Source organism: Mesorhizobium sp. C395A (assembly GCF_030323205.1).
Taxonomy (GTDB): Bacteria; Pseudomonadota; Alphaproteobacteria; order Rhizobiales; family Rhizobiaceae; genus Mesorhizobium.
Window position 1 is genome coordinate 6,338,308 of the sequence record NZ_CP100473.1, and the last position, 21,239, is coordinate 6,359,546.

Here is a 21,239-nt window from a genome sequence, read left to right on the forward strand (position 1 = left end):
AGGGCCGCCGCGCCTAACAGCCAAGAGACACCGCTTCGAATTCGACCGCCAGGCGCTCGCCCGCTTTGTCCGAGGGAGGGCATTCACTTTGAAGACAGCTACGGCGTGTCCTCGCTATCAGTGCCATGCATGCTGGAGCCATGCATGAAGGACTGGATCTCGTTCACATCGATCTTGCCGTCACCATTCTCGTCAATGCTACTGAACATCCTGCCCACCGCGCGTTGAACCTCGTCCTCGGACACCGATCCGTCGCCATCGGTGTCCAACAGCCCGAACATCAGTCGCATGCCGGCACCGCGCATCATCTGATGATGCCAGCGTCCAGTCATTCTGTGTCCACGATCGCGGCCACCGTGGTTCTGCCAACGGCCGCCATCTTCATCGTGGCGGTCAGCATCCTCGTTGCGACCGCCTTGATAGTTGCGACTATCTTCCCCGCGGAAACCTTCTTCGGAACCGCGATCCTGCTGCATTCTCTCCCGGACTGCTTGCTCAACCATCTGGCGGATCATTTCGCGTGTTGGTCCATCCGCTTGTCCGGTCGCATCCGGCAACTGTCCGGCGGCCGGCGGTTCGGTTGCCGGAGCGGGTGCAGGTGTCGAGGGTGATGGTGTTCCGCTTGTCTGGGCGAGTGCGGGGGAGGTCAGGGCAATGAAGACGGCGGCCGCGGCCGTCGTGCTGTGTGGAAATCTCATGGCATGCTCCATCAGTGCTTTCGCTTGGAAGGCCAAACTGGAGCTCGATCTGATTGTTCCCCGAAGGGGATCAGGTCACGGCGAAGTTACAGGGCATGCCCCCCGTCTGAGGTAGATCAGGGTCTTCGTCAGGGAATAATTTCGGCTCTTCTTCCCTAGGCACAGGAGGAAGCCGGCGCCCATTTTTGCGGGCAATGAACGTTGGACATTCGGCCTCGCCAATTTTCTGCCAGTCGATCATACCGACGCACCATTTCCCTCTGCGTCCTCTCCTTTCGTGGGACGGAAGCCGTTTCGACCGCACGCCGTCAATCGCGAATCCCGCGTCCATATGCTGCGCGGCCATGATGCATATTTTTATGTCACCGACCTCTGTCCGTCTGGACACCATGTTAGCCAGCGCTAAATCAGAGCGATGCGACGCCTACTGCTGGGACTTACAATTTTTCTCTTTTGGACCACGTTGCTTCAGGCCGAGGCGTGGCAGCCCTTCGGCGTCCGACAGCTTGGCTTTAGTTTCGATATTCCTCCGAATTTCGTCCTGACCCAGAATTCGGAGCAGGGCGCGGCTTTTCAGGGCCCAAGAGACGCGTTTCTGGTCGTTTGGGGCGCTCGACTGGGCAAAGCAAGTTTTCGCGCCGAGATTGAACATCGCATGATCGAGGACGAAAAGGCCGGTTGGCGACTGACCTATCGGCGCCTAGCCCCGAAATGGGCCAGCTACTCCGGGGTCAAGAACGGCGAGATTCGCTACGTCCGTGCAATTATGGTCTGCAACCAGCGTGCCGCGCTTTTCACAATGAATTATCGGAAATCCGAAAAGAAACCGTATGACCCTGTTGTTGTGCGCATGGTCCGGTCCCTGAGAGCGGAAGGATGTTAGCCAGCAAAAGGCGAGGTTGCCGTAGTGCTTCCCTCGGCTAAGGGCCCAGTGGTCAACACGGCTCCCCAATAGCCCCGCCCAGTCACATGAAAGCAGGCACCGGCAGATATGCGGCCGAACGTTCTCACGCTGGCTCAGCCGCTCAAAGCCCATCACCGAAAAGCTGCTTAGTGCGGTCGCCAGCTAGAGCTACCACTGAGCCATTCCCGCTGCGGCTGGGTAGCGCCTCAGTTCCGTACGCGTTCATACCAAGAACGGGCGGGGCGAACGTCCTGATAGAGCTACGGCTGTAGAAGCGCGCCGCCAAACTGCGCCCACAAGCGCTCGCACTCTCTCGCCCTTAGGCTCGGGGTACCGGGCGCGCCATAGAAGACCATGGCGCCGCGAATGTCGTATCCAAGCACCGAGGCGTTGGCCACGAACTGGATGGCTCTTCCCAAGCTGGTGATGCCGATGTCGACCTCAGCCTTGTTGGTGAGGTCGACCACACCGAATACTTCCGCATTGGCGCTCCTGCCCGCCAAAACGGCCGTCGATATTCCATCATGCACGGCAAGAAGCATTTCGGTGAGTTGCCCGGTGGAAGGGCTCTACAAACGCTTAAATGTCAGGTTTGTTCCCAACTGGCCTTGGCGGCTTTCCGACTACCAAGACTGGGTCACGCGGCCTCTTATGTGCGCGTAGTTGACATCGTCTGCTGGACCGAACGGTCAGGCCGACGAGCCCAGTTCCTCTCAGCATCAAGCAGTTCATTCTGCCCAATCAAGCCGTTCATAAACAGCCTGAGTATGTGCGCAGCTATGCGCTCTCCGTTCTGCGAAGCAAGAGGTAGGGCGCGCTCTTTGCAGACCGTGTGACAAACCTGGGCGAGCATCTCAATGTCGCTTGGCCCCAAAAACCGACCCGGATACAACATACCGTTTTCCTGTTGGAGAGTTGGAATGGCTATCCATTACGCAGGGTCACCGGCAGCCACAATCAACTATGATAGTGAGATGTCGAGTCCCGGTGGAAAAAACAGTGAGGTCCCAAAAGCGGTCGCGCTTGTCTCCGATTGACAGATGCCTCGACGCTACACCGACCAGCGCTACCGCACCCGCTTCATCGACGCGGCTTTGCAAAGGCCTACGACCAGTTCGCTACCAGCTGCCGGACCGCCCAGGCGAGCATGCCGCCGGCCATTACCGAAAGCGCGATGTCGTGGATGAGGCAGCCTTTTCCGTATACATCCAGTTGTTACGCTGCGCATCTGCTTCGGTTCGAAAACTCGCCGCGAGCCTGGCGTGCTCGCGTGTCCGGGCCGAAAACGCCTTCACAGCCCACATGTTGATAACGACATCGATGAGGCTGCCGCCGACCTCGTTGGCATAGGATGCTTCCCGGCAAGGGCATCGACCAATGCCCCGGGGCCGAGCAGCACGAACCTGCGGGGGCTTTCCCGGAACAAAGCGTCGACGATCCGGTTCGGCAGGGAAGCGGCCAAAATTCATGCCATCGGACATGCCGAGGCAGATGACAGATGAAAGGGAAGCTGAAGATGACGAAGTCTCGCGACCGCAACGTTCCCGGCGACGGCAAGATCGAAACCGGCCCGAACACATCTCCGCAACAGGATCCGGCAGAGGGGTCGCGCGAGACAATCGATCGCGAACTCGAGCGGACAGACGACGATAATAATTCCGACGAAGCGGAACGCTTGCGCCGAGACCTGCGGAAAGGGGTGGCGGAAGAGACCGAGCTTCCCGAACGCGGCTCGGCCTGAGGATCGCCGGAACCTTGCCAAGGCAAGAGACATGGAAGGCTCGACGCCGGTCGGATCGCTGCTTGCTTCGTGCCTTTAACGCACCGGCCACACAACCCATGCGCGGCGGTGACCCAGGAGACGGCGAGAACGGCCGCGCGACGGTCCACTCTGTTCCAGCAAACTCGGCTCGCCGAGAGCTACCACCTCTGGCGTTAGGGCCTGACGAGATGCCACCTGTCCAGGTCGCATGGCGCCAGGGTTCGGAAATCTCTATCAGGCTGTGCCGGCCTCCTGGCTGCGCTGCGAGCGGGCACGGTCGCGGGCTGCGGCAGTGCCTCCGGGAAAGCCGCTTCGATCGCTGTAATCGCGTGGCTTGGTCCCGCTCCGAGAGTGGCGCGCGGTCACGCTTTTCGCACCGATGATGTCGAGCAATGTGATGCCGGCGACCATGGCAAGCGCTAGGCCTACATTATCGCGCTTTGGGTTGCCATGCCGATACGCTGTCAGCAATGTCGCGATATCCAGGCCGTCGCCGGCCACCCGGCTCCAAAGCCCGGCCTGCTTGTCCACTGAAAGCGAGAGTATGCCGCTGCTGATTTCCCGCGCCCCATAAGCGCGGATCAGGTCTTCCTTGCCGCGCATGCCGAGCGCGCCGGCAATCCGCTCGGCGCTAACCAGCTCGGCGACGCCAAGCGCGATGCTGAACCAGCCGAGCTTGCGGGCAAGGCCATCGGAGGCCGCGACCGCACTCTGCCCAGTCTTCAGCACTTTGGGATCGCCAGGCGATCGGGTGATGTTGGTAAGTTTGGCAATCACGTTCATGACGATTTCCCTACGGTTTCAGTACAACCTTGATGCAGCTGTCCTGCTTGTCGCGAAACACCTTGTACATCTCGGGTCCCTGCTCGAGCCCCACGGTATGGGTGATGACGAAGGATGGGTCGATCTGGCCATCTTCGATGCGGCGCAACAGATCCTCGGTCCAACGGTTGACATGGGTCTGCCCCATTCGGAAGGTGAGCCCCTTGTTCATTGCCTGTCCCATCGGAATCTTGTCGACCAGCCCGCTGTAGACGCCGGGGATCGAGATCACGCCGGCCGGCCGGCAGACATAGATCATCTCACGCAAAACGTGCGGTCGATCATTTTCCATCAGCATCAACTGCTTTGCGCGATCGTAGACGGTATCGGGCTGGGCCAGCGAGACGTGGCTTTCCATGCCGACGCAATCGATGCACTTCTCCGGGCCCTTTCCGCCGGTGAGTTCCCGCAGTCGTTCGACGACACTTTCCTCGGCGAAATTGATGGCGATGGCGCCGCCGGCCGCGGCCATGGAAAGCCGCTCCGGCAGGCAATCGATCGCCACCACCTGTTTCGCGCCGAGCAGCAGGGCGCTGCGTATGGCCATCTGCCCGACTGGGCCACAGCCCCACACCGCAACCGTATCGGTGGGCTCAATGTCGCACTGTGCCGCCGCCTGCCATCCGGTAGGAAAAATATCGCCGAGGAAGAGAACCTGCTCGTCGGTAAGGCTGTCAGGCACCTTTACGTGCGTGGCATCGGCGAACGGCACACGCATGTATTCCGCCTGTCCCCCGGGATAGCCGCCGGTCAAATGAGTGTAGCCGAACAGACCCGCGGTGGTGTGCCCGAACACCTTGTCACCGAGATTCTTCTTGCGGTTTGTGCGTTCGCAAACCGAAAAGTTCTGTCGCTTGCACTGGTCGCACTCACCGCAGATTATGGTGAACGGCACGACGATGCGGTCTCCCTCCTTCAGAGCGCCGTTGACGCCCTTGCCGACCTCGACGACCTCTCCCATCATCTCGTGGCCCATGATGTCGCCGGGCAGCATGGCTGGCACATAGTTGTGGTAGAGGTGAAGGTCGGAGCCGCATATCGCACAACTCGTCACCTTGATGATCGCGTCACGTTCATCCTCAATTCCCGGGTCCGAAACCTGATCGCAGCGTATGTCTTCCTTGCCGTGCCAGACCAACGCTCGCATAGCTTGCTCCTATTTTCGCAAGATCTGTGGGTAGGGACCTCGCGCCTGTCCTAAGCGGGCCGATGCCTGGTTGGATCGACTGTGCCGCTGCTTGTCGAACCACAGGGGCGGACCGATGTTCCGGGAGCTCGAGAGAATTTTTGGGCCATTCCAGACCTGCACCTTGGAAGGATCCGTCGCGGGCACCAGCGGCCTTCCCAGGCGCGTCGGGGCACGAACCGCTGGAGCCCGAGCCACGAATGGACGTACTCAAGTGTACCAAAGAAGGTCCGTCCGCAGGTGTCCCTTCGCGGCGATCGACACCTCATCTGCTCGATTCTCGCGGCCATAACCGGCATTCTCTTCCTCGCCCTCACAGGTCGGCGGAGGCGCTCAAGGGTCAGCGCTGTGTGACCGGAGCAGGTAGGAGATGCCGCTCACCGGCGGGCGCGCAGCCCGACCCGACGCGATCGACATGGGGTGGATGGGCGCCCATCGCGACGGCGACACTAGCGGAGTATTTCGCAGAAATACAATGATTAGCGGGCAGGGCGGACTGCTAGCCGTGCGCAGCGATGAACATGGCGACGGCCGACCGGCAATAGGATTCGATTTCGTTGTCGTCCGCCGCTCTCGCCTCATCGAAGCGTGCGATAATCAAAAGATCGGATCCTTTGAAAAGCGCGGCAAACAAGCGGGCGGACCGGAGAGGATCGGGCACGTTCAGAACCGCCTTCGCGTGCAACTGACGCAACAGGACCTCGATTTGGGCGATGACATGGGCGGGGCCGGCTTCGAAATGGAGCTTGCTTAACGACCTTGGATTCGTCTGGTCGGCCATGACCATGGCTTCGACACTGCGGACGTCTGATCTCAACAGCGTCCGAAGCAGGGATGATCCCACCGCCATGAGCTGATCTTCGACCGAACCGCCGACGCCTTCAAGAAGGGCCAGTGGCGCAAACAACTGATGGCAGCCGGCCGAGATGGCCGCGCTGAACAGCGCCTCCTTGTTCTCGAAATGCCGATAGATGCTGAGCTTGGATATCTTCGCCCGCTGGGCGACCTTGTCCAATGTGGTCGCTTGAAAACCCAATTCCACAAAGAGTTCGGACGCAGCGTCGAGTATCGTTTGGCCAAGCGCCTCGTTGGCGGGCCGGCCGCGCCGGCCGTGGCTATTTTCGGTCACGACAATTCCAGTCCTTGACAGTATCCTAATTCTTGGATTACGATACCATGTAGTTTCTGAAATGCGCAAGCCGATGGGTAGGTTTGGTCCAACCAGCCCCTCATCCACAACACGGAGCCCATCATGGATGACGTCATCATCATCGGCGGCAGCTTTGCCGGTCTCGCCGGTGCCCTGCAACTCGGCCGTGCCCGCCGTAAGGTCACCGTTCTCGATACCGGCCTGCCGCGCAACCGCTTCGCCGGCCACTCGCATGGCCTGCTCGGCCACGATCACAAGCCACCGCTGGACATCCTGGCCGAGGCGCGGCGGCAGCTGGCGCGCTATCCCACGATCAAGCTGGTCAATGCCCGGGCCGACAGCCTCTCCGGGGCCATCGACGATTTCTCCGTCCTCACTGGCGATGGCGGAAGCCTCGGCGCGCGCCGCCTGATCCTGAGCTATGGCGTCGCCGACCAGATGCCTGATGTTCCGGGCTTTGCCGAAGGTTGGGGCACGTCCATCGTGCCCTGCCCCTATTGCGACGGCTTTGAAGTCGCCGGCCAGCATTGGGGCCTCGTCTGGTCCGGCCCACAGTCGATGAATCAGGTCAGGCTGTTCCACGATTGGACCGACAGGTTGACGGTCTTCGCTGATGGTCACGACATTCCGCCCGATATCCGGGCCGGTCTGGCGCGCCGCAACATACCTGTCGTCGACGGCCGGATCAGCGAGATCGCCCATCACGGGGGGCATAACGCCACCGTCAAGCTCGATACCGGCCCCAATGTCGCGGTCGACATCCTGTTCGCGCATCCGCGCAACAAGCCGTCCGCAAGCCTGCACGAATCACTGGGCCTCGCCACGGTCGATACGCCCCTCGGCGTAATCCTCAAGGTCGACGAGCGCCGCGAAACCAGCATGCCCGGCATCTACGCCGCGGGCGACCTCGCCAACCCCCTCACGCCGCCATCGGTCACCCTGGCAATATCCCACGGCGCGACGGCTGGGATCTCCGCCCAGCAGTCGATGCTGGTTTGAGAGCGCAGATTCCCTTCTCCGGGTGCCGCGGGCTATCATATTCTGAAGGCGAGGTTACGGAACGCCGGCCCGCTCTCCTCTGAGGGGCATCTTTGGCCGGTTGGCTTTGAGAACTCAACTGCGCTGCCGGCATGACGGCGATCGCCGACATCGGTTATCAAGCTCAATCACGCTGGAAAGCATGAACCACGTCGACGTCGACATCGACGGCGGGCTTACGGTATGGGGACCGGTGGCGGGAGATTCGCCACCGCTGTCGGTACCCGATGCTGCGACGCTACTTTGCAGAACGGTCGCGTCCAGCAGCGCTTCTGGCGGAAGTCTCAGGCGGCCACGACGCGGGCCAGCAGTGACGAGGCCTCGGTACCAGCCAAGCCAAGGTCACGGACGCTGCTCATGTGATTGGCCCCGCCAGGGGTCGTGCGCGAAACAGTCAGTCCCTGCTTGTCAAGGTGGTCCGTGAAGAGTGCGGCCTGGCTGTGGAACGGCGGCGTTTCATCGGCGCCGACCAAGATATCTACGTCCACGGATGGATCGAAACTGTGATTGATGGGCGAGAATCGGCGGGCCTCCTCGTCGGTGATCGCGATCTCGGCGGCAAGGAACGACATCTGCAATGGCTTCAGGTCGTAAAGGCCGCCAAGCAGCAGCGCAGCTTTGATGCCGGAAGGCCGCTTGTCCCCGTCGAAAAGCATTGTTGCCAGATGCGCGCCGGCGGAATGACCGCTAACGGTCAGCAGGTCGGGATCGCCGCCATGGTGTACGACATTGTCAAATACCCATCGCTTGGCGCGGCGCACCTGGTCGACGATCCTGGCCATCCTGACGGTCGGCATCAGCGCGTAGTCGACAATGACCGCGATCGCACCTGCGTTCGTAACGGTCTGGGCGACGTAGGAATAGTCGCGCTTGGAGAACATGCGCCAATAGCCCCCGTGGATGAACATGTGCACCGGCAGGCGGTCCTGTTTGCCCTCGGGAAAGAACAGATCCATGGTTTCGGTGGCGTCAGCCCCGTAGGCGACATCGGCGACCATGGGAACGTTGGCCCTGGTCTCCTCGCTTCTGCGAACGATCTCGGCGACGATGTCATCGAACTCGACCACATGATCGCGAATGCGAAACGGATCTTTGGCGTGATGTCCGCTCACAGGGTCACGGCGATGTACTTGGCCTCCATGAACTCGGCAACGCCGTGCTTCTGACCGCCTTCGCGGCCTAGCCCGCTCTGCTTGACACCTCCGAAAGGCGCCGCCGGATCCGACATCAGGCCGCGGTTGAGCGCGATCATGCCGGACTCGATCTTCGATGCCACGCGCATCCCCCGGCCCAGGTCGCGCGTATAGATGTAGGCAGCGAGACCGTATTCGGTGTCATTGGCTTTGGAGATGACATCCGCCTCGCTTTCGAAGCGACTGATCGGCGCCACGGGACCGAAGATCTCCTCGTGAGCCATGGCAACGTCGGCCGGCACGTCCTTGAGCACCGTTGGCGGATAGAAAAAGCCTCTGCCTTCAGATACGCCGCCACCACACAGGATTTTGGCGCCGCGGGCAACGGCGTCCTGCACAAGCCGGTCGATCTTGTGCACAGCCTTCCTGGTGATCATCGGCCCGCATTCTGTGTCTGAGTCTGTGCCCGGGCCCACGTTGAGTGCCGCCATGCGTTTGCTCAAGCCTTCCGCGAAAGCATCATGGATGCCGGCCTGGACGTAAAGCCGGTTGGCGGCCGTGCAGGCTTCGCCGGCGTTGCGCATCTTGGCAACCATCGCACCGTCGAGGGCGGCTTCCAGATCGGCGTCGTCGAAGACGATGAAGGGTGCGTTGCCGCCAAGCTCCATGGAACAGGAGATGACGTGTTTCGCGGCTTCGGCCAGCAGCACGCGCCCGACGCCGGTCGAGCCGGTGAAGGACAGCTTTCGCACGCGCGGATCGGCCAGCATGGCCGCCGTCACCGGTCCGGGGGTCGAGGTCGTCAGGACGTTGACGACGCCGGGCGGCACGCCGGCTTCCTCGTAGAGCGCCGCAAGCGCATAGGCCGTCAGCGGTGTCTCGCTGGCGGGCTTCAGGATCACCGTACAGCCGGCCGCCAGCGCCGGCGCGATTTTGCGCGTCGCCATGGCGGCCGGAAAATTCCATGGCGTGATGAGCACGCAAATGCCGATGGGCTGGTAGTCGACAATGATCCGGTTCGCGCCCGAGGGCGCAAGGCCGAACTCGCCGTTGATGCGGACCGCTTCCTCGGCGTTCCAGCGAAAGAATTCCGCCGCATAGGCGACTTCGCCGCGCGCATCGCGCAGCGCCTTGCCGTTCTCCAGCGAGATCAGCGCGGCCAACGTCTCCGCCCGTTCGGTCATCAGTTCGAAGCAGCGCCGCAGGATTTCCGATCGCCTGCGTGGCGGGGTCTCGCGCCAGCCGGCCGCCGCCTTTGCGGCCGCGTCGACGGCGGAGGTGGCGTCGGCGAGCGTGGCGTCGGGAACCGCAGCGATCACGGCGTCGGTCGAGGGATCGACCACTTCGATCACGCGACCCTCCGATGAAGGCCGCCAGCGTCCGCCAATGTAGAGACCGTGCGAGACCGTGGCGTAGTCGAACATATCTTGATCCTCGTCGGATATGCCTGCGGCAATGTTCATTGGATGAACTCCTGGTCGGTCACATCATGGTGGGCGGACATGTCGCCGTCATAAGCAGCCCTGACCAGCCGTCGCATCGCGGCAAGCTCGAACGGGCGGGGATTGTTCTTGATCAACCGGTCGATGCCCAGCGCCTGCTCAGCCGTCCAGTCGATCTTGTCTTCGGGAAGACCCAGTTCGGCCAATGTCGGTGTGATGCCGATGGCGCCAAACAGCCGGCTCACCTCACGGATGGTGGCGTGCGCCAAGGCATCGGCGTCGCCGCCGCCCTGATGGGAGAGGCCAAGAGCAGCGCCGACTTCGGCAATCTCCGCGGCTGCGGCGGCCAGGTTGTAGGTCATCACATAGGGCAGCATCGTGGCCACTCCCAGGCCATGCGGGGTGTGGGTAAGCGCACCGACGGGATACTGCACCGCATGGGCGGCGGCCGTTCCCGCCGTGCCGAAAGCGCAACCGGCGGCCAGCGCTCCCATCATCACGTCGGCGCGCGCATCCTCGTCCGATCCGTCGCGATATGCCTTTTCCAGACTGCGGCCGAGCAGCCTGATGGCCAAAAGCGCGAAATGATCGGTCAGAGCGCTCTTGCCGATGAACACGTGCTGTTGCGGCAAATGAGGGTCCGCGCCGCGTTTGGCCGCTGTGAAGGCCTCGATTGCGTGCGTCAGCGCGTCGGCGCCGGCGACCGCCGTCAAGGATGGTGGACAGGTCACCGTCAGATCCGGATCGCAAAGCGCCACTGCTGCGATGAGATGCGGACTGGCGATACCCACCTTCAGCGTCCTATCCGGGTCGGAGATCACGGCGACGGGGGTCACCTCGGAGCCTGTTCCAGCCGTCGTCGGCACTGCGATTACCGGAAGGGTAGGGCCGGGTACCTTGAACTCGCCATAGTAGTCCTCGAGCTTGCCGCCGTGGCTGAGCAGAAGTGCAGCGCATTTGGCCATATCGAGGCAGCTGCCGCCCCCGATGCCGATCACCATGTCCGGCTTGAAATCTTTCGCTTGCGCAATGCAGGCGGCGACGCTGTCGCGCGGCACATCCGGCAGCGTTCGGTCGAAGACCAACGTCTCGATCGCCGCGTTGTGCAAGCCAGCGAGAATCTCGGCGAACTGCGACGTCGCCGCGAAGCGCTCATCGGTACAGACGAACGCGCGGCGCCCATATTTGGCGGCAATGGCAGGCAGGACATGGCGCTGGCCTTTGCCGAACAGAATCTCGCTCGGCAGGCGCGCCGCTGCAAACAAGCTCATGCACAAGATCCTGCGAAGACGGATTGGAAGCCGACAGGCTTGGCTTCGTGCCAGAGGCCGACCTCGGCCGCGCTGCAGGTCATGATCATGCGATATCCTCATAAAATCGTATAGGATATAGGATTGAGTTTCGCGGAGCATCATGTTAGTGGGTGGTTCTGTCAAGAGGCAAACGATGCAGAACACGGACCTGACGGGGGTTGACAATGAAGCCCGTGCGACCGGTCGTATTCAGCGCGCCAACAGTCTGGCTGGCGACGTTTACGAAGCAATCTTCGCGCAGCTCATGTCTTTGAGGATTGCTCCGGGATCGCGCATCACCGTCGACAATCTCGTCAAGGAATTCAACGTCTCGCATACCCCCATTCGTGAAGCGCTTGGCAGGCTGGAGGGGGAAGGGCTGGTTCTGAAAACCCACCTGATCGGCTATCGCGCCGCCCCGCAAGTCACCCGCCGGCGCTTCGACGAGCTTTACGAGCTGCGTCTATTGCTTGAACCTGCCGCCGCGGCCAAAGCGACCGCAACAATGGACGGCGAGCGTCTTGCCGAGCTGCAGGCGGCGGCCGGCGTCATGGCCCGACGGGTGGGCAAGGACGAGCGACTGCGCTATTCGAACTTCGCCCGTCAGGATGCGATCTTCCACGACAAGATCGTCGAGTTCGCCCAGAACGAACTCATTCGCGAGACGCTGAATCACCAGCATACCCACTTCCATATCTTCCGCCTGATGTATCACTCCAGGGTGACCGAAGAGGCGCTCGACGAGCACGAGGCTATTCTCGCTGCCTTTGCCGCGGGCGATCCGGACGCCGCCGAAAAAGCCATGCGTGCGCACATCGAAAATTCGCGGGACAGGCTCCTGCCTGCGTTCGAGTAGCCTGGCGATGCTGCTTGCCCGAGGCACCCTCAAGCGCGGCGCGCCGCTGTTCGCCCAGCCTGCCGCCTACGAATTCTACTCCCCGTTCTGAGCCGATTTCGATACCGGGAAGGAGGCGCGCAGTGCACCTCGCCCCTGAAACAAGCCGAGAGGAAAAGACATGCCAGCCAAAAAAATCCTGATGCTGACCGGTGATTTCACCGAGGAGTATGAAATCTTCGTCTATCAGCAGGCGATGGAAGCGGTGGGACACACCGTTCATGTCGTGTGCCCCGACAAAAGCGCCGGAGACATGATCAAGACATCGCTGCACGATTTCGAGGGCGATCAGACCTACACCGAAAAGCCCGGCCACAATGCGCTGATCAACAAGACCTTTGCCGACGCCGAGAAGCAGCTGAGCCAGTATGACGCTGTCTATTGCGCCGGCGGTCGTGGCCCCGAATACATCCGCACCGACAAGCGGATACAGGCAATGGTGCGCCATTTCCACGAGGCGAAAAAGCCGATCTTCACGATCTGCCATGGCGTCCAGATTCTGATCGCGGTCGACGGCGTCGTGCGCGGCAAGAAGGTGGCGGCGCTCGCCGCTTGCGAGCCGGAGGTGACGCTTGCCGGCGGCACTTATATCGATCTGTCTCCCACCGACGCCTATGTCGATGGGACCATGGTTTCAGCCAAAGGCTGGACCGCGCTTGCGGCGTTCATCCGTGAATGCCTGAAGGTGTTGGGAACGGAAATCCACCATTCTTGAACGGTTTGTCCCGGCGCATCCCTGAGGGGATGCGCCGGCTCCCTCAACGGCGCGGCGACTTCCGTCATTTCATCAAGTTCAAATCAGGAACCTGCGGCAGGTGTGCTCCAGAACCTTGTGCCATCATCACCTCGGACGCCTTCAAGGCGCTGCATCGCGTGCGTGCACCAGCGCGCCATCCTCGTTGACCTTTCCCAGCTTGACGGATGCGAACCCGAGTTGATGGACTCAATGGGAGGTCGACATGAAGTCGGCTCCCGGGAGCTGTCAGGGCTTCACGAACCGAAACGCGAAGCGATCGGTCTCGCCCTTGATCGCGGGATCGAACACCTTGATCGAGTGCGGGTCATCCTTATTCACCAGCACGGTGCTTTCCGCGTCCAGTACGAAGCCGGCCGCCTCCACCTCCTCGCGGACGAATGCAGGGTCGATCCGATGCAGCGACCGGGTGTCGCTCGTGCCCGACCCAGCGGCAGCGGCGTGGTCAACGATGACGTAGCACCCACCGGGTTTCAGCCGCTTGTAGACAGCTCGATTGAAGTCGGCCGCCGTCGCACCCTTCTTCTGGACCAGGGCGGTGTGAAGATCGTGGTAAAACAGGTGCAGCCATAGGACATCCGCTGGCGGCGTGACCTCCGGCATCGCGACGAGATCCGCCGAGGCGGCTTCGACGTTCTCTCGGCCCGGCTCCTTCGCGAGCGTCCGCATGAGGCCGACCGGATCGTTCTTGAAGTGGGCGACTTCGGCCGGCACGAAGCTGTAGACCCGCCCCTCTGATCCGACGATGTCGGAGAAGAGGCGCGTCCAGTCTCCGTCGCCAGGGTAAACGTCGATCACGGTGGAGCCCGCCTCGATTCGTGCGAACCGGATTAATTCGGACACCTTGGATTGGTCGTACATCGAAATCTCCTTAGGAGTGGATATTCTTCTCGGTGCTCATAGTGATTTCTCCATTTGCTCGGATCGGATCGGGCTTGATCCGATCCGAGTTCCGATCGCGTGCGTCGTCTCTTTGCCGAGGACGTCGCGCTCGTCAGTCGAATTTGACCAGGTCCTTGAAGATCAGATGACCCCAGCTGTTTCCGCGCGCCTGGACCAGCAGGCCACCTTCCGACACCCCGCCAAGCTTGATCGGCGCGAAACCGAGATTTTCCGCAAGCTCCCCAATCTGTGTTGCGGCAGCGTCATCGTCGCTTGCCAGGAACACGACCCTCCGGCCACCATGTACGGCCGGATCCTGATCAGGCACCGGGGCGACCAGATGGTTGAAGCCCTTGACCAGTTTTGCGCCAGAGAAGGCCTGCGCGATGAACTTGGAAGAAGGTTGTCCTCCCAGTTCCTCAGGGGGCACGCCATAGGCATTGGTCACATCGATGATCGTCTTCCCCTGCCATGTGGGGAGCGCCTTCGCGACATTCGGGTGCGCCTCGAAGCGGACAGCCAAAAAGATGATGTCCGCCTTGATGGCTTCCGTCAGTTTTTTGGGGATGATCGTGGGTCCGATCGCGGCCGCATCGGCTGCAAAGCTTTCCGGGTCGCGTGTGGTTGTAACGGAAACTTCGATGCCGTTTCGGGCAAACGCCTTGGCAAGGGCCTGGCCGATATTGCCGAATCCTACGATTGCATAGTTCATAGTACTTCTCCGATCTGGTGCTAATGCCGGGGTCAGACTTGCGCCATGCCTCCGTCGACGGCGAGATCCACGCCGGTGACGAAAGAACTTTCATCGGAGGCGAGGAACGTTACGGCAGCCGCGATTTCCTCTGGTTTGCCCCTGCGACCCATTGGGATCTGTGACGCAAACTGGGCGGCCGCTTGCTCGGCTTGCTCAGGGGTAAGGCCAGTCGTTGTCTCCAAGGCCGGCGTCTCGATTGGTCCCGGACTCATTGCATTGACGCGGATTTTGCGGTCTTTGAATTCCAGTGTCCAAGCGCGCGCGAAGTTGCGTACAGCCGCCTTGCTCGCGGCGTAGGTACTAAACCCTGGAAGCCCCAACACGTTCGACACTGAAGAATTCAGGATGATCGAACCGCCGTCTTTGAACAGGGGAAGGGCTTCTGCACGGTAAAGAACAGACCCTTCACGTTCACATCGAAGGTCTGATCAAAATGTGCCTCGGTAGCGACGGCGAGCGGTGCGATCGTCCCCGCGCCGGCGTTGGCGAAGAGAATGTCGATATGACCATGTTTCTCCTTCACGACGGCATAGAGGCGATCCAGATCTTCCAGGAGCGACACGTCACCCACGACCGTCGTAACGTTTCTCATGATGAAGGCTGCGGCCTCGTTCAGCTCCTTCTCTCTTCGCCCGGTAATCACGACGTGCGCTCCTTCTTCTACGAAGCGCTTGGCTGTGGCCAACCCGATCCCGCTGCTTCCGCCCGTGATGACTGCGATCTTGCCTTCGAGTTTTTTCATAATTCTTTGTCTTTCGTTGCGCGCGGGCCAGGTACGGACCGCGCTGGGGTCAGAGTTGAGCCAGGCCGCCGTCGACGGCGACCTCGCTGGCGGTCATGAAGCTGCTGTCCGGCGACGCGAGGAAGGCGGCCGCGGCGCCGATCTCCGCCGGATCGGCCATGCGCTGGAGCGGGGTCATCGCGCCGTAGGCCTTCTGGCCTTCCTCGCCTAACGCCTCCTTCGCGAGTTCGGTCGCCGTCGCTCCGGGCGACAGCACGTTTACGCGGATGCCGGTGCCCTTCAGGTCTTCCGCCCAGGTCCGCGCCAGGTTGCGCACTGCCGCCTTGCTCGCGCTATAGGCAGTGAACCCCGGAGCGCCCGTGGTGCCGGCGCTCGACCCGGTCAGGATGATCGAACCGCCCTGGCTCATCAGCGGCAGCGCCTTCTGGACCGTGAAGATCGTACCCTTCACATTGGTGTCGAAGGTTTCGTCAATGTGCCTGGCGGTGATCTGGCCGAGCGGAAGCGGGCTTCCCGCCCCGGCATTGGCGAAGACGATATCGAGGCTTCCGCGCTCGGCCTTCACCGCAGCGTAGAGTCGGTCGAGGTCGGCCTCATCCGAGACCGAGCCCTTAACGGCGCGGGCACCAGGCCCAAGGTCGGCCACGGCTGCGTCGAGCGCTTCCTGCCGGCGGCCAAAGATGAAGACGAAGGCGCCCTCCTCGATAAAGCGCTTGGCTGCGGCGCGGCCGATGCCCGTAGCGCCGCCGGTTATCACAGCGGTCTTTCCATTCAGTCTGTTCATGCCATGCATCCTTCGTTTCGCCGTCTCGTGTCTTTGGCTGCACGGGAAAGCCCCGCGAGAGCCTCAAGATGGGTTCGCCGAAGTCGGGCGGTGAGTGCGCAATCGCGCACATCGCTGGTGCGAAAACGATCCAGCTAGATGATTGAAGGCCACGATGACCGCACGAACTACGGCTGATCGTGTTAGTATGGGCTTTGCAAGCCGCACTGCGCTGCGCAGGAATGCACCATGATCGACTGGGATGACGTTCGCTACTTTCTTGCCGCCGCGCGCGGAGGCTCGGTGCGTGCCGCCGCCGCGCGCCTCGGTGTGAACCACTCGACCGTGCTGCGACGCATCGCTCAGCTCGAGGAACGCCTCGGGGCGCAGATGTTCGAAAAGCTGCCTTCCGGCTACCGCCTGACGGCTGCGGGCGAAGAGGTCCTCGATCTCGCGACCCAGATGGAAGCGTCGTCGCACCAGCTGGAGACGCGCGTCTTCGGTCGTGACCAGAGCGCGCGCGGACTTTTGCGGGTGACGCTTCCACCGTTCCTCGCCACACACCTGCTCATGCCGGATCTCGCCGACTTCGCGCGTTTGCATCGCGACATCGAGATGGAAATCTTGTCGTCCGGTGAGCTGGCCAATCTGACCAACCGAGAGGCCGACGTCGCGATCCGCATTGTCGCCGACCGCAAGACCCTGCCGCTCAATCTTCACGGCCTGAAGGGACCGGAGCTGTTCAGCGGCGTCTACATGTCTCGCGATCGACTAGCCGCGTGGCGTGCGGGCACGCCTGATCCTATCCGGTGGATAGGCATAGACAATCATGGAATTCCGGACTGGGCGCGCGAGGGAGAAGTTCACGTCACGGGAGTACCGTTCAGGACACCTGACGCCGAGACGCAGATCATCGCGGCGCACCAAGGGATTGGGATAACGAAACTGCCGTGCTTCGTTGGAGATGCCGACCCCCTGCTGGTGAGGGTGCCGGGAATCGACGTGCCCATGCATGGGACACTGTGGCTTCTCACGCAAGGCGAGACACGCAAGACGAAGCGGGTGCGGCTCTTCACGGAGTTCGTATCCCGCAGGCTCGCCGCGTACGCTCCGCTTCTCTCGGGGCTGTCCATATCGCGCGACTGACGCCCGGCAGGTCCGCCGGCAACGCTTCCCGCAATCCCGTGTGGAAGCCGAGCTGCGGGCGCTTGAAGCGGCGTGTTCAATCCGCGAATCCAGTGGGAGTAGGGAAACGGCGGCAGTGGCGTAGAGGTGCCAGCCTAAGCTCGACCTCTTCCCACACCATGATCAGACAACGATGCCACCGTCTTCAGCGCGCCATCGAGCATGTCGCCTTTCTCGTCTTTCAGCGCAGCTTCGCGCAACCGCCTGATCCAGTCGGCAGCGTCATCGCGGCCCTTGACCAGATCGAGCGCCGACAGCACGCGATCGAATTTGGACTGGGCGCGGAGGTGGGTGTCGCTGTAGCCCTTGATCAGCCGGCGGCAGTTCAAGATTTCGACGGCGAGCGCGTAGTCCTGAGGCGCGTGGCTGAGCGCCAGCGCATACCAGCGCTCCAGATGCGCCGTCTCGACCTTGTGGCGCAACAGGCGCCGCCGCCAGCGGCGCAGGCCGCCGATGAACCAGAGGACCGCAAAGCCGGCAAAGCTGTCGGTGCGGATGCGCCGGCCATGATTGATGCGCCGGTCGAGAAAGCCTGCAAGTTTCGGTCGGTTCTCGATGTAGCTGCCCAACCCCGCCGGCAAAGTGCCGCAGAACTCCTCGATGCGCGGATGGAAATACTCGGTCACCTGCAGGATGGAGCCGTTCTTGACGCCCACCTCCTTGCGCACACGCCGGTCACGCGTCGAACGTGTCTTGAGATCGGCGACGCGGATCATGTCGTCGTAGCACAGCGCGTTGGCCAGATGCTTGGCGGCAGCGATGGACAATGCATGGGCATGTTCAGCGCTATCCAGCGCGACCGCCTGGTCGAGCCGGTCGAGATACTCGCCGCCATAGGAGATGTCCTGGTAGTCGACGATCTTTCTCAGGCCCCGGAGCGCCATGTCGCGGACCGCCGCGGGCATCAGGTCGATGCGGGCGGCCAGTGCCTGCCAACCCTGCAGCAGGTTCTGCGGACCGCTCACGCGCCCTGCACCCGGAGCGGGGTCGACCGTGGCCGGTTCTGCCGGCTCTGACGCGGGGACCGTCGTACCGCGCGCGCGGTCGTAAGCAACGGCGAAGGCAGCGAGGCTGGCTTTCGCGCCCCGGCCGCCGGCGCCGATCGCTTGCTCATAGCTTTCACGCCTGAACGGCAATGCGTCGGAGCCGGCCAGCGCGCCAAGCAGACTGGCGGAAATCATCGAGCCATTGTTGGCGGCGATCTTTTCCATGTCGAAGGCGATGAAGCGTTTCGATGCAGCTTCCGCCGTCGCGCGTACCTTGGAAGACGAGGCCCGGCCGTCACCCGGCTCGATCTTTTCCGACACCGCCGCAATGCGATGCGAAGAAGCAATGAGCGTGGTGCGATCGGGCGTGACGAAGCCCCTGATGATGGCGCGGCCGGCTTCCATCAGCTCGGCGGCGATCAATATGTCGACGTCGCCCTGCGAAGGCGACAGGGCAAAGACCGGCAGCCGGCCGGTGTCGCGGGCCATCTCGACGTAATAGATCGTAGCGCCGGTGCGCTGGGCGACGCCGGCGACGGAGGTCGATTGCGCGACGTAACCATTGCGCTCGGCGACATCGGTGATCCAGTCGGCGAGCACGCCGCCGCCCTGGCCACCGACCGCGAGCAAAGCGAGTTTGATCACCGGCTCGGTATCGGCGGCACCGGATTTCGGGCGCAAGGGCGAAGCCTGGTCAAGCATCGGCGAACGTCAACCTACGGCTCTCGCGGCGGCGCTGCATCAGGCCGATCACGGCGCGGCGAGCGCTTTCCAGGAAACGGTCCCAGCGGCCCGGATTGTGCACGACATCGGCGCGGTAGAAGGATGGGCACAGCACGGCGGCGTCCGCCACCTCCCCGCAATTGCCGCAGCCGACGCAGCTCTGGTCGATCGATGCCACCGGATCGTCACGCAAGGGATCGTCGAGCGATTTCACCGACAGCGACGGGCAGCCGGACAGCCGCATGCAGGCGTGGTCGCCGGTGCAGATGTCCTCGTCGACGCCGAATTTCGGCTTGACGACACGGGTCCCTCCCTTGATCGCCTTGTCGACCAGCGGCTTTTCGCGACGCTGGCGGTTGAGCATGCATTCGGAAGAGGCGACGATGACCTTTGGTCCCTTTTCCTCCGTCGTCAGCGCCTCGCGCAGCGTGTCCTGCATCTTGCCGACATCGTAGGTGCGGTCGATGTGGCGCAGCCATTTGACGCCCATGCCCTTCACCGCTTCGGTGATCGGATGCTTGGTCGACTTGGTCTTGTTGCCCGCACGCGACGACAATATGTCCTGCCCACCGGTGGCGGCGGAGTAAAAATTGTCGACGATGACGATGACGCCGTCGTTCTTGTTGAACACCGCGTTGCCGATCGAGGAGGTCAGGCCGTTGTGCCAGAAGCCGCCATCGCCGACGAAGGAGATCGACCTCCGTTTGGCGTCGGGCGAATTGAAGGCTGAAGCCGAGGCCGGCCCGAGCCCGTAACCCATGGTGGTGGCGCCAAGCTCGAAAGGCGGCATGATCGAGAACAGGTGGCAGCCGATGTCGGAGGCGATGTGGTGCTTGCCGAGTTCCTGCTCGACCAGCTTTGTCGCGGCAAAGATCGGCCGCTCCGGGCAACCGATGCAGAAGCCCGGCGGACGGCCCGGCACGATATTGATCAGGTCGGCGGTGTCGACGCCGTCGCCGACCTTGTTGGGCGCGCGCACCTCGCCCGGCAAGAGATGCGAGGCCTCGGCGCGCAGGAAGGCGCCGATGCCGTCGAGCATGACCTGGCCGGTGTATTCGCCGGCCATCGGCAGATACTCCTTGCCGACCAGCCTGGTACCGCGCCCGGCCTTGTGCAGCATGGCGGCAAAGGCTTGCTCGATGTAGTTGGGCTGGCCCTCCTCGACCACGAGCACCGCCTGCTTGCCTTCGCAGAAAGACAGGAACTCATCGTCTATCAGGGGATAGACGGCGTTGAGCACATAGAGCGGCACATCCGTCTCGCCGTAGGTGTCGGCAAGGCCGAGACGCTGCAAGGCGCGGATGACCGAATTGTACATGCCGCCCTGCATGACGATGCCGACCGAACCGTGATCCGAGCCGAAGAATTCGTTGATCTTGTTCCTCGCGATGAAATCGACAGCCGCCGGCCAGCGTTTTTGCACCTTCTCCTTCTCGTGCAGGAAGGAGGCGGGTGGCAGCACGATGCGGCCGGTGTCGCGGCGCGGCGCGTCGAGCGCATCGGCCACCGTCATCGGCGGGCGCTTGTTGTCCTTGGCGATGAAATGGCCGTGGACGTGGCAGCAGCGGATGCGCACCTGCAGCATCACCGGCGTATTGGACGCCTCGGATAGCTCGAAGCCATCCTCGACCGCCTTGACGATCGAAGGCAGGTTCGGGCGCGGGTCGAGCAGCCAGACCTGGCTTTTCATGGCGAAGGCATGGCTGCGCTCCTGCATGATCGAGGAACCCTCGCCATAATCCTCGCCGACGATGATCAGCGCGCCGCCGGTAACGCCACCGGAGGCAAGGTTGGCGAGCGCGTCGGACGCGACATTGGTGCCGACGGTCGACTTGAAGGTCGCCGCACCGCGAATGGGGTAATGCACCGAGGCCGCCAGCATGGCGGTGGCGGTGGCTTCCGAGGCGCTCGCCTCGAAATGCACCCCGAGTTCGCCCAGAATCTCCTGTGCGTCGGCCAGCACGTCCATCAGATGGCTGATCGGCGCGCCCTGGTATCCGCCGACATAGCCGACGCCGCATTGCAGCAGCGCCTTGGTGATGGCGAGAATGCCTTCGCCCGCAAATTCCTCGCCGGCGCCGAGCCTGAGTTTTTCGACTTCCTTGGCAAAAGAGCGTTCGGCCATTTT

19 protein-coding genes and 1 pseudogene are annotated in these 21,239 nt (G+C 62.3%); 6 read left to right on the top strand and 14 right to left on the bottom strand.

What is annotated here, in order from left to right:
- Window positions 1-98 precede the first annotated feature (98 nt).
- A complete protein-coding gene (locus NLY37_RS30565; RefSeq protein WP_031245863.1) occupies window positions 99-698 on the bottom strand; it encodes an EF-hand domain-containing protein in 600 nt (199 codons plus the stop codon).
- A gap of 463 nt (window positions 699-1,161) precedes the next feature.
- On the opposite strand from NLY37_RS30565, the gene NLY37_RS30570 reads away from it, so the two are divergent.
- Entirely contained in the window at window positions 1,162-1,581 is a 420-nt protein-coding gene (locus NLY37_RS30570) for a hypothetical protein (RefSeq protein WP_245270154.1), read from the top strand.
- A gap of 281 nt (window positions 1,582-1,862) precedes the next feature.
- On the opposite strand, the gene NLY37_RS30575 is transcribed toward NLY37_RS30570, so the two are convergent.
- Window positions 1,863-2,144, bottom strand: coding sequence for a hypothetical protein (locus NLY37_RS30575; protein WP_023740530.1), 282 nt, complete (start codon window positions 2,142-2,144; stop codon window positions 1,863-1,865).
- 974 nt (window positions 2,145-3,118) lie between these two features.
- Here NLY37_RS30575 and NLY37_RS30580 point away from each other — a divergent pair.
- Window positions 3,119-3,343: a hypothetical protein gene (locus NLY37_RS30580; RefSeq protein ID WP_156933884.1), complete on the top strand. Its 225-nt coding sequence runs from the start codon at window positions 3,119-3,121 to the stop codon at window positions 3,341-3,343.
- A 255-nt stretch (window positions 3,344-3,598) separates the two neighbouring features.
- On the opposite strand, the gene NLY37_RS30585 is transcribed toward NLY37_RS30580, so the two are convergent.
- The 3 genes from NLY37_RS30585 to NLY37_RS30595 all read right to left on the bottom strand — a co-directional run bounded on the left by NLY37_RS30585 (window position 3,599) and on the right by NLY37_RS30595 (window position 6,501).
- A complete protein-coding gene (locus tag NLY37_RS30585) occupies window positions 3,599-4,147 on the bottom strand; it encodes a hypothetical protein (protein ID WP_023740532.1) in 549 nt (182 codons plus the stop codon).
- A 10-nt stretch (window positions 4,148-4,157) separates the two neighbouring features.
- Window positions 4,158-5,333 (bottom strand): zinc-dependent alcohol dehydrogenase, encoded by a 1,176-nt coding sequence (locus NLY37_RS30590; protein ID WP_023740533.1) that lies wholly within the window; start codon window positions 5,331-5,333, stop codon window positions 4,158-4,160.
- Window positions 5,334-5,871: 538 nt separating this feature from the next.
- A complete protein-coding gene (locus NLY37_RS30595; protein WP_023732298.1) occupies window positions 5,872-6,501 on the bottom strand; it encodes a TetR/AcrR family transcriptional regulator in 630 nt (209 codons plus the stop codon).
- 123 nt (window positions 6,502-6,624) lie between these two features.
- On the opposite strand from NLY37_RS30595, the gene NLY37_RS30600 reads away from it, so the two are divergent.
- On the top strand, window positions 6,625-7,521 hold the full coding sequence (locus tag NLY37_RS30600; protein ID WP_023740534.1) for an NAD(P)/FAD-dependent oxidoreductase: 897 nt from the start codon (window positions 6,625-6,627) through the stop codon (window positions 7,519-7,521).
- 323 nt (window positions 7,522-7,844) lie between these two features.
- Here NLY37_RS30600 and NLY37_RS30605 read toward each other — a convergent pair whose 3' ends face one another.
- Genes NLY37_RS30605 through NLY37_RS30615 form a run of 3 tightly spaced genes read right to left on the bottom strand, consistent with a single transcriptional unit; the run spans window position 7,845 to window position 11,406 of the window.
- Window positions 7,845-8,627 (bottom strand): alpha/beta hydrolase, encoded by a 783-nt coding sequence (locus NLY37_RS30605; RefSeq protein WP_245270674.1) that lies wholly within the window; start codon window positions 8,625-8,627, stop codon window positions 7,845-7,847.
- Between the two features lie 41 nt (window positions 8,628-8,668).
- The gene (locus NLY37_RS30610; protein ID WP_245270730.1) at window positions 8,669-10,117 is read right to left on the bottom strand and encodes an NAD-dependent succinate-semialdehyde dehydrogenase; all 1,449 of its coding nucleotides are present in this window, start codon (window positions 10,115-10,117) and stop codon (window positions 8,669-8,671) included.
- Between the two features lie 35 nt (window positions 10,118-10,152).
- The gene (locus tag NLY37_RS30615; protein WP_023740537.1) at window positions 10,153-11,406 is read right to left on the bottom strand and encodes an iron-containing alcohol dehydrogenase; all 1,254 of its coding nucleotides are present in this window, start codon (window positions 11,404-11,406) and stop codon (window positions 10,153-10,155) included.
- 175 nt (window positions 11,407-11,581) lie between these two features.
- Between NLY37_RS30615 and NLY37_RS30620 the strand changes: the two genes are divergently transcribed.
- Together NLY37_RS30620 and NLY37_RS30625 are read left to right on the top strand one after the other, a co-directional pair.
- Window positions 11,582-12,283, top strand: a complete 702-nt coding sequence (locus NLY37_RS30620) for a GntR family transcriptional regulator (RefSeq protein ID WP_023740539.1) — start codon at window positions 11,582-11,584, stop codon at window positions 12,281-12,283.
- A 160-nt stretch (window positions 12,284-12,443) separates the two neighbouring features.
- Window positions 12,444-13,037, top strand: coding sequence for a DJ-1/PfpI family protein (locus NLY37_RS30625; protein WP_023667783.1), 594 nt, complete (start codon window positions 12,444-12,446; stop codon window positions 13,035-13,037).
- A gap of 267 nt (window positions 13,038-13,304) precedes the next feature.
- On the opposite strand, the gene NLY37_RS30630 is transcribed toward NLY37_RS30625, so the two are convergent.
- The 4 genes and pseudogenes from NLY37_RS30630 to NLY37_RS30645 form a co-directional block, all read right to left on the bottom strand.
- The gene (locus NLY37_RS30630) at window positions 13,305-13,937 is read right to left on the bottom strand and encodes a class I SAM-dependent methyltransferase (protein WP_023740540.1); all 633 of its coding nucleotides are present in this window, start codon (window positions 13,935-13,937) and stop codon (window positions 13,305-13,307) included.
- A 133-nt stretch (window positions 13,938-14,070) separates the two neighbouring features.
- Window positions 14,071-14,670, bottom strand: coding sequence for an NADPH-dependent F420 reductase (locus NLY37_RS30635; RefSeq protein WP_023740541.1), 600 nt, complete (start codon window positions 14,668-14,670; stop codon window positions 14,071-14,073).
- 32 nt (window positions 14,671-14,702) lie between these two features.
- Window positions 14,703-15,454, bottom strand: a pseudogene (locus NLY37_RS30640) (SDR family NAD(P)-dependent oxidoreductase).
- A gap of 49 nt (window positions 15,455-15,503) precedes the next feature.
- Window positions 15,504-16,238 (bottom strand): SDR family NAD(P)-dependent oxidoreductase, encoded by a 735-nt coding sequence (locus NLY37_RS30645; protein ID WP_023740542.1) that lies wholly within the window; start codon window positions 16,236-16,238, stop codon window positions 15,504-15,506.
- Window positions 16,239-16,466: 228 nt separating this feature from the next.
- Between NLY37_RS30645 and NLY37_RS30650 the strand changes: the two genes are divergently transcribed.
- Entirely contained in the window at window positions 16,467-17,363 is an 897-nt protein-coding gene (locus tag NLY37_RS30650; RefSeq protein WP_023740543.1) for a LysR family transcriptional regulator, read from the top strand.
- 134 nt (window positions 17,364-17,497) lie between these two features.
- Here NLY37_RS30650 and NLY37_RS30655 read toward each other — a convergent pair whose 3' ends face one another.
- Window positions 17,498-19,090 carry an indolepyruvate oxidoreductase subunit beta family protein gene (locus NLY37_RS30655; RefSeq protein WP_023740544.1) on the bottom strand — a complete coding sequence of 531 codons (1,593 nt, stop codon included), beginning with the start codon at window positions 19,088-19,090 and terminating at the stop codon, window positions 17,498-17,500.
- On the bottom strand, window positions 19,083-21,236 hold the full coding sequence (locus NLY37_RS30660) for a thiamine pyrophosphate-dependent enzyme (protein WP_023740545.1): 2,154 nt from the start codon (window positions 21,234-21,236) through the stop codon (window positions 19,083-19,085). Before NLY37_RS30660 ends, NLY37_RS30655 begins: the two co-directional genes overlap by 8 nt.
- Window positions 21,237-21,239: the final 3 nt, after the last annotated feature.

Excerpts from the sequence above, each read along its gene's own strand:
- NLY37_RS30615 (WP_023740537.1), bottom strand. The coding sequence starts at position 11,406 with ATGAGCTTGTTTGCAGCGGCGCGCCTGCCGAGCGAGATTCTGTTCGGC.
- NLY37_RS30590 (WP_023740533.1), bottom strand. The coding sequence starts at position 5,333 with ATGCGAGCGTTGGTCTGGCACGGCAAGGAAGACATACGCTGCGATCAG.
- NLY37_RS30630 (WP_023740540.1), bottom strand. The coding sequence starts at position 13,937 with ATGTACGACCAATCCAAGGTGTCCGAATTAATCCGGTTCGCACGAATC.
- NLY37_RS30580 (WP_156933884.1), top strand. The coding sequence starts at position 3,119 with ATGACGAAGTCTCGCGACCGCAACGTTCCCGGCGACGGCAAGATCGAA.
- NLY37_RS30655 (WP_023740544.1), bottom strand. The coding sequence starts at position 19,090 with ATGCTTGACCAGGCTTCGCCCTTGCGCCCGAAATCCGGTGCCGCCGAT.
- NLY37_RS30575 (WP_023740530.1), bottom strand. The coding sequence starts at position 2,144 with ATGCTTCTTGCCGTGCATGATGGAATATCGACGGCCGTTTTGGCGGGC.
- NLY37_RS30585 (WP_023740532.1), bottom strand. The coding sequence starts at position 4,147 with ATGAACGTGATTGCCAAACTTACCAACATCACCCGATCGCCTGGCGAT.
- NLY37_RS30650 (WP_023740543.1), top strand. The coding sequence starts at position 16,467 with ATGATCGACTGGGATGACGTTCGCTACTTTCTTGCCGCCGCGCGCGGA.
- NLY37_RS30610 (WP_245270730.1), bottom strand. The coding sequence starts at position 10,117 with ATGTTCGACTACGCCACGGTCTCGCACGGTCTCTACATTGGCGGACGC.
- NLY37_RS30635 (WP_023740541.1), bottom strand. The coding sequence starts at position 14,670 with ATGAACTATGCAATCGTAGGATTCGGCAATATCGGCCAGGCCCTTGCC.
- NLY37_RS30565 (WP_031245863.1), bottom strand. The coding sequence starts at position 698 with ATGAGATTTCCACACAGCACGACGGCCGCGGCCGCCGTCTTCATTGCC.
- NLY37_RS30620 (WP_023740539.1), top strand. The coding sequence starts at position 11,582 with ATGCAGAACACGGACCTGACGGGGGTTGACAATGAAGCCCGTGCGACC.
- NLY37_RS30600 (WP_023740534.1), top strand. The coding sequence starts at position 6,625 with ATGGATGACGTCATCATCATCGGCGGCAGCTTTGCCGGTCTCGCCGGT.
- NLY37_RS30660 (WP_023740545.1), bottom strand. The coding sequence starts at position 21,236 with ATGGCCGAACGCTCTTTTGCCAAGGAAGTCGAAAAACTCAGGCTCGGC.
- NLY37_RS30645 (WP_023740542.1), bottom strand. The coding sequence starts at position 16,238 with ATGAACAGACTGAATGGAAAGACCGCTGTGATAACCGGCGGCGCTACG.
- NLY37_RS30625 (WP_023667783.1), top strand. The coding sequence starts at position 12,444 with ATGCCAGCCAAAAAAATCCTGATGCTGACCGGTGATTTCACCGAGGAG.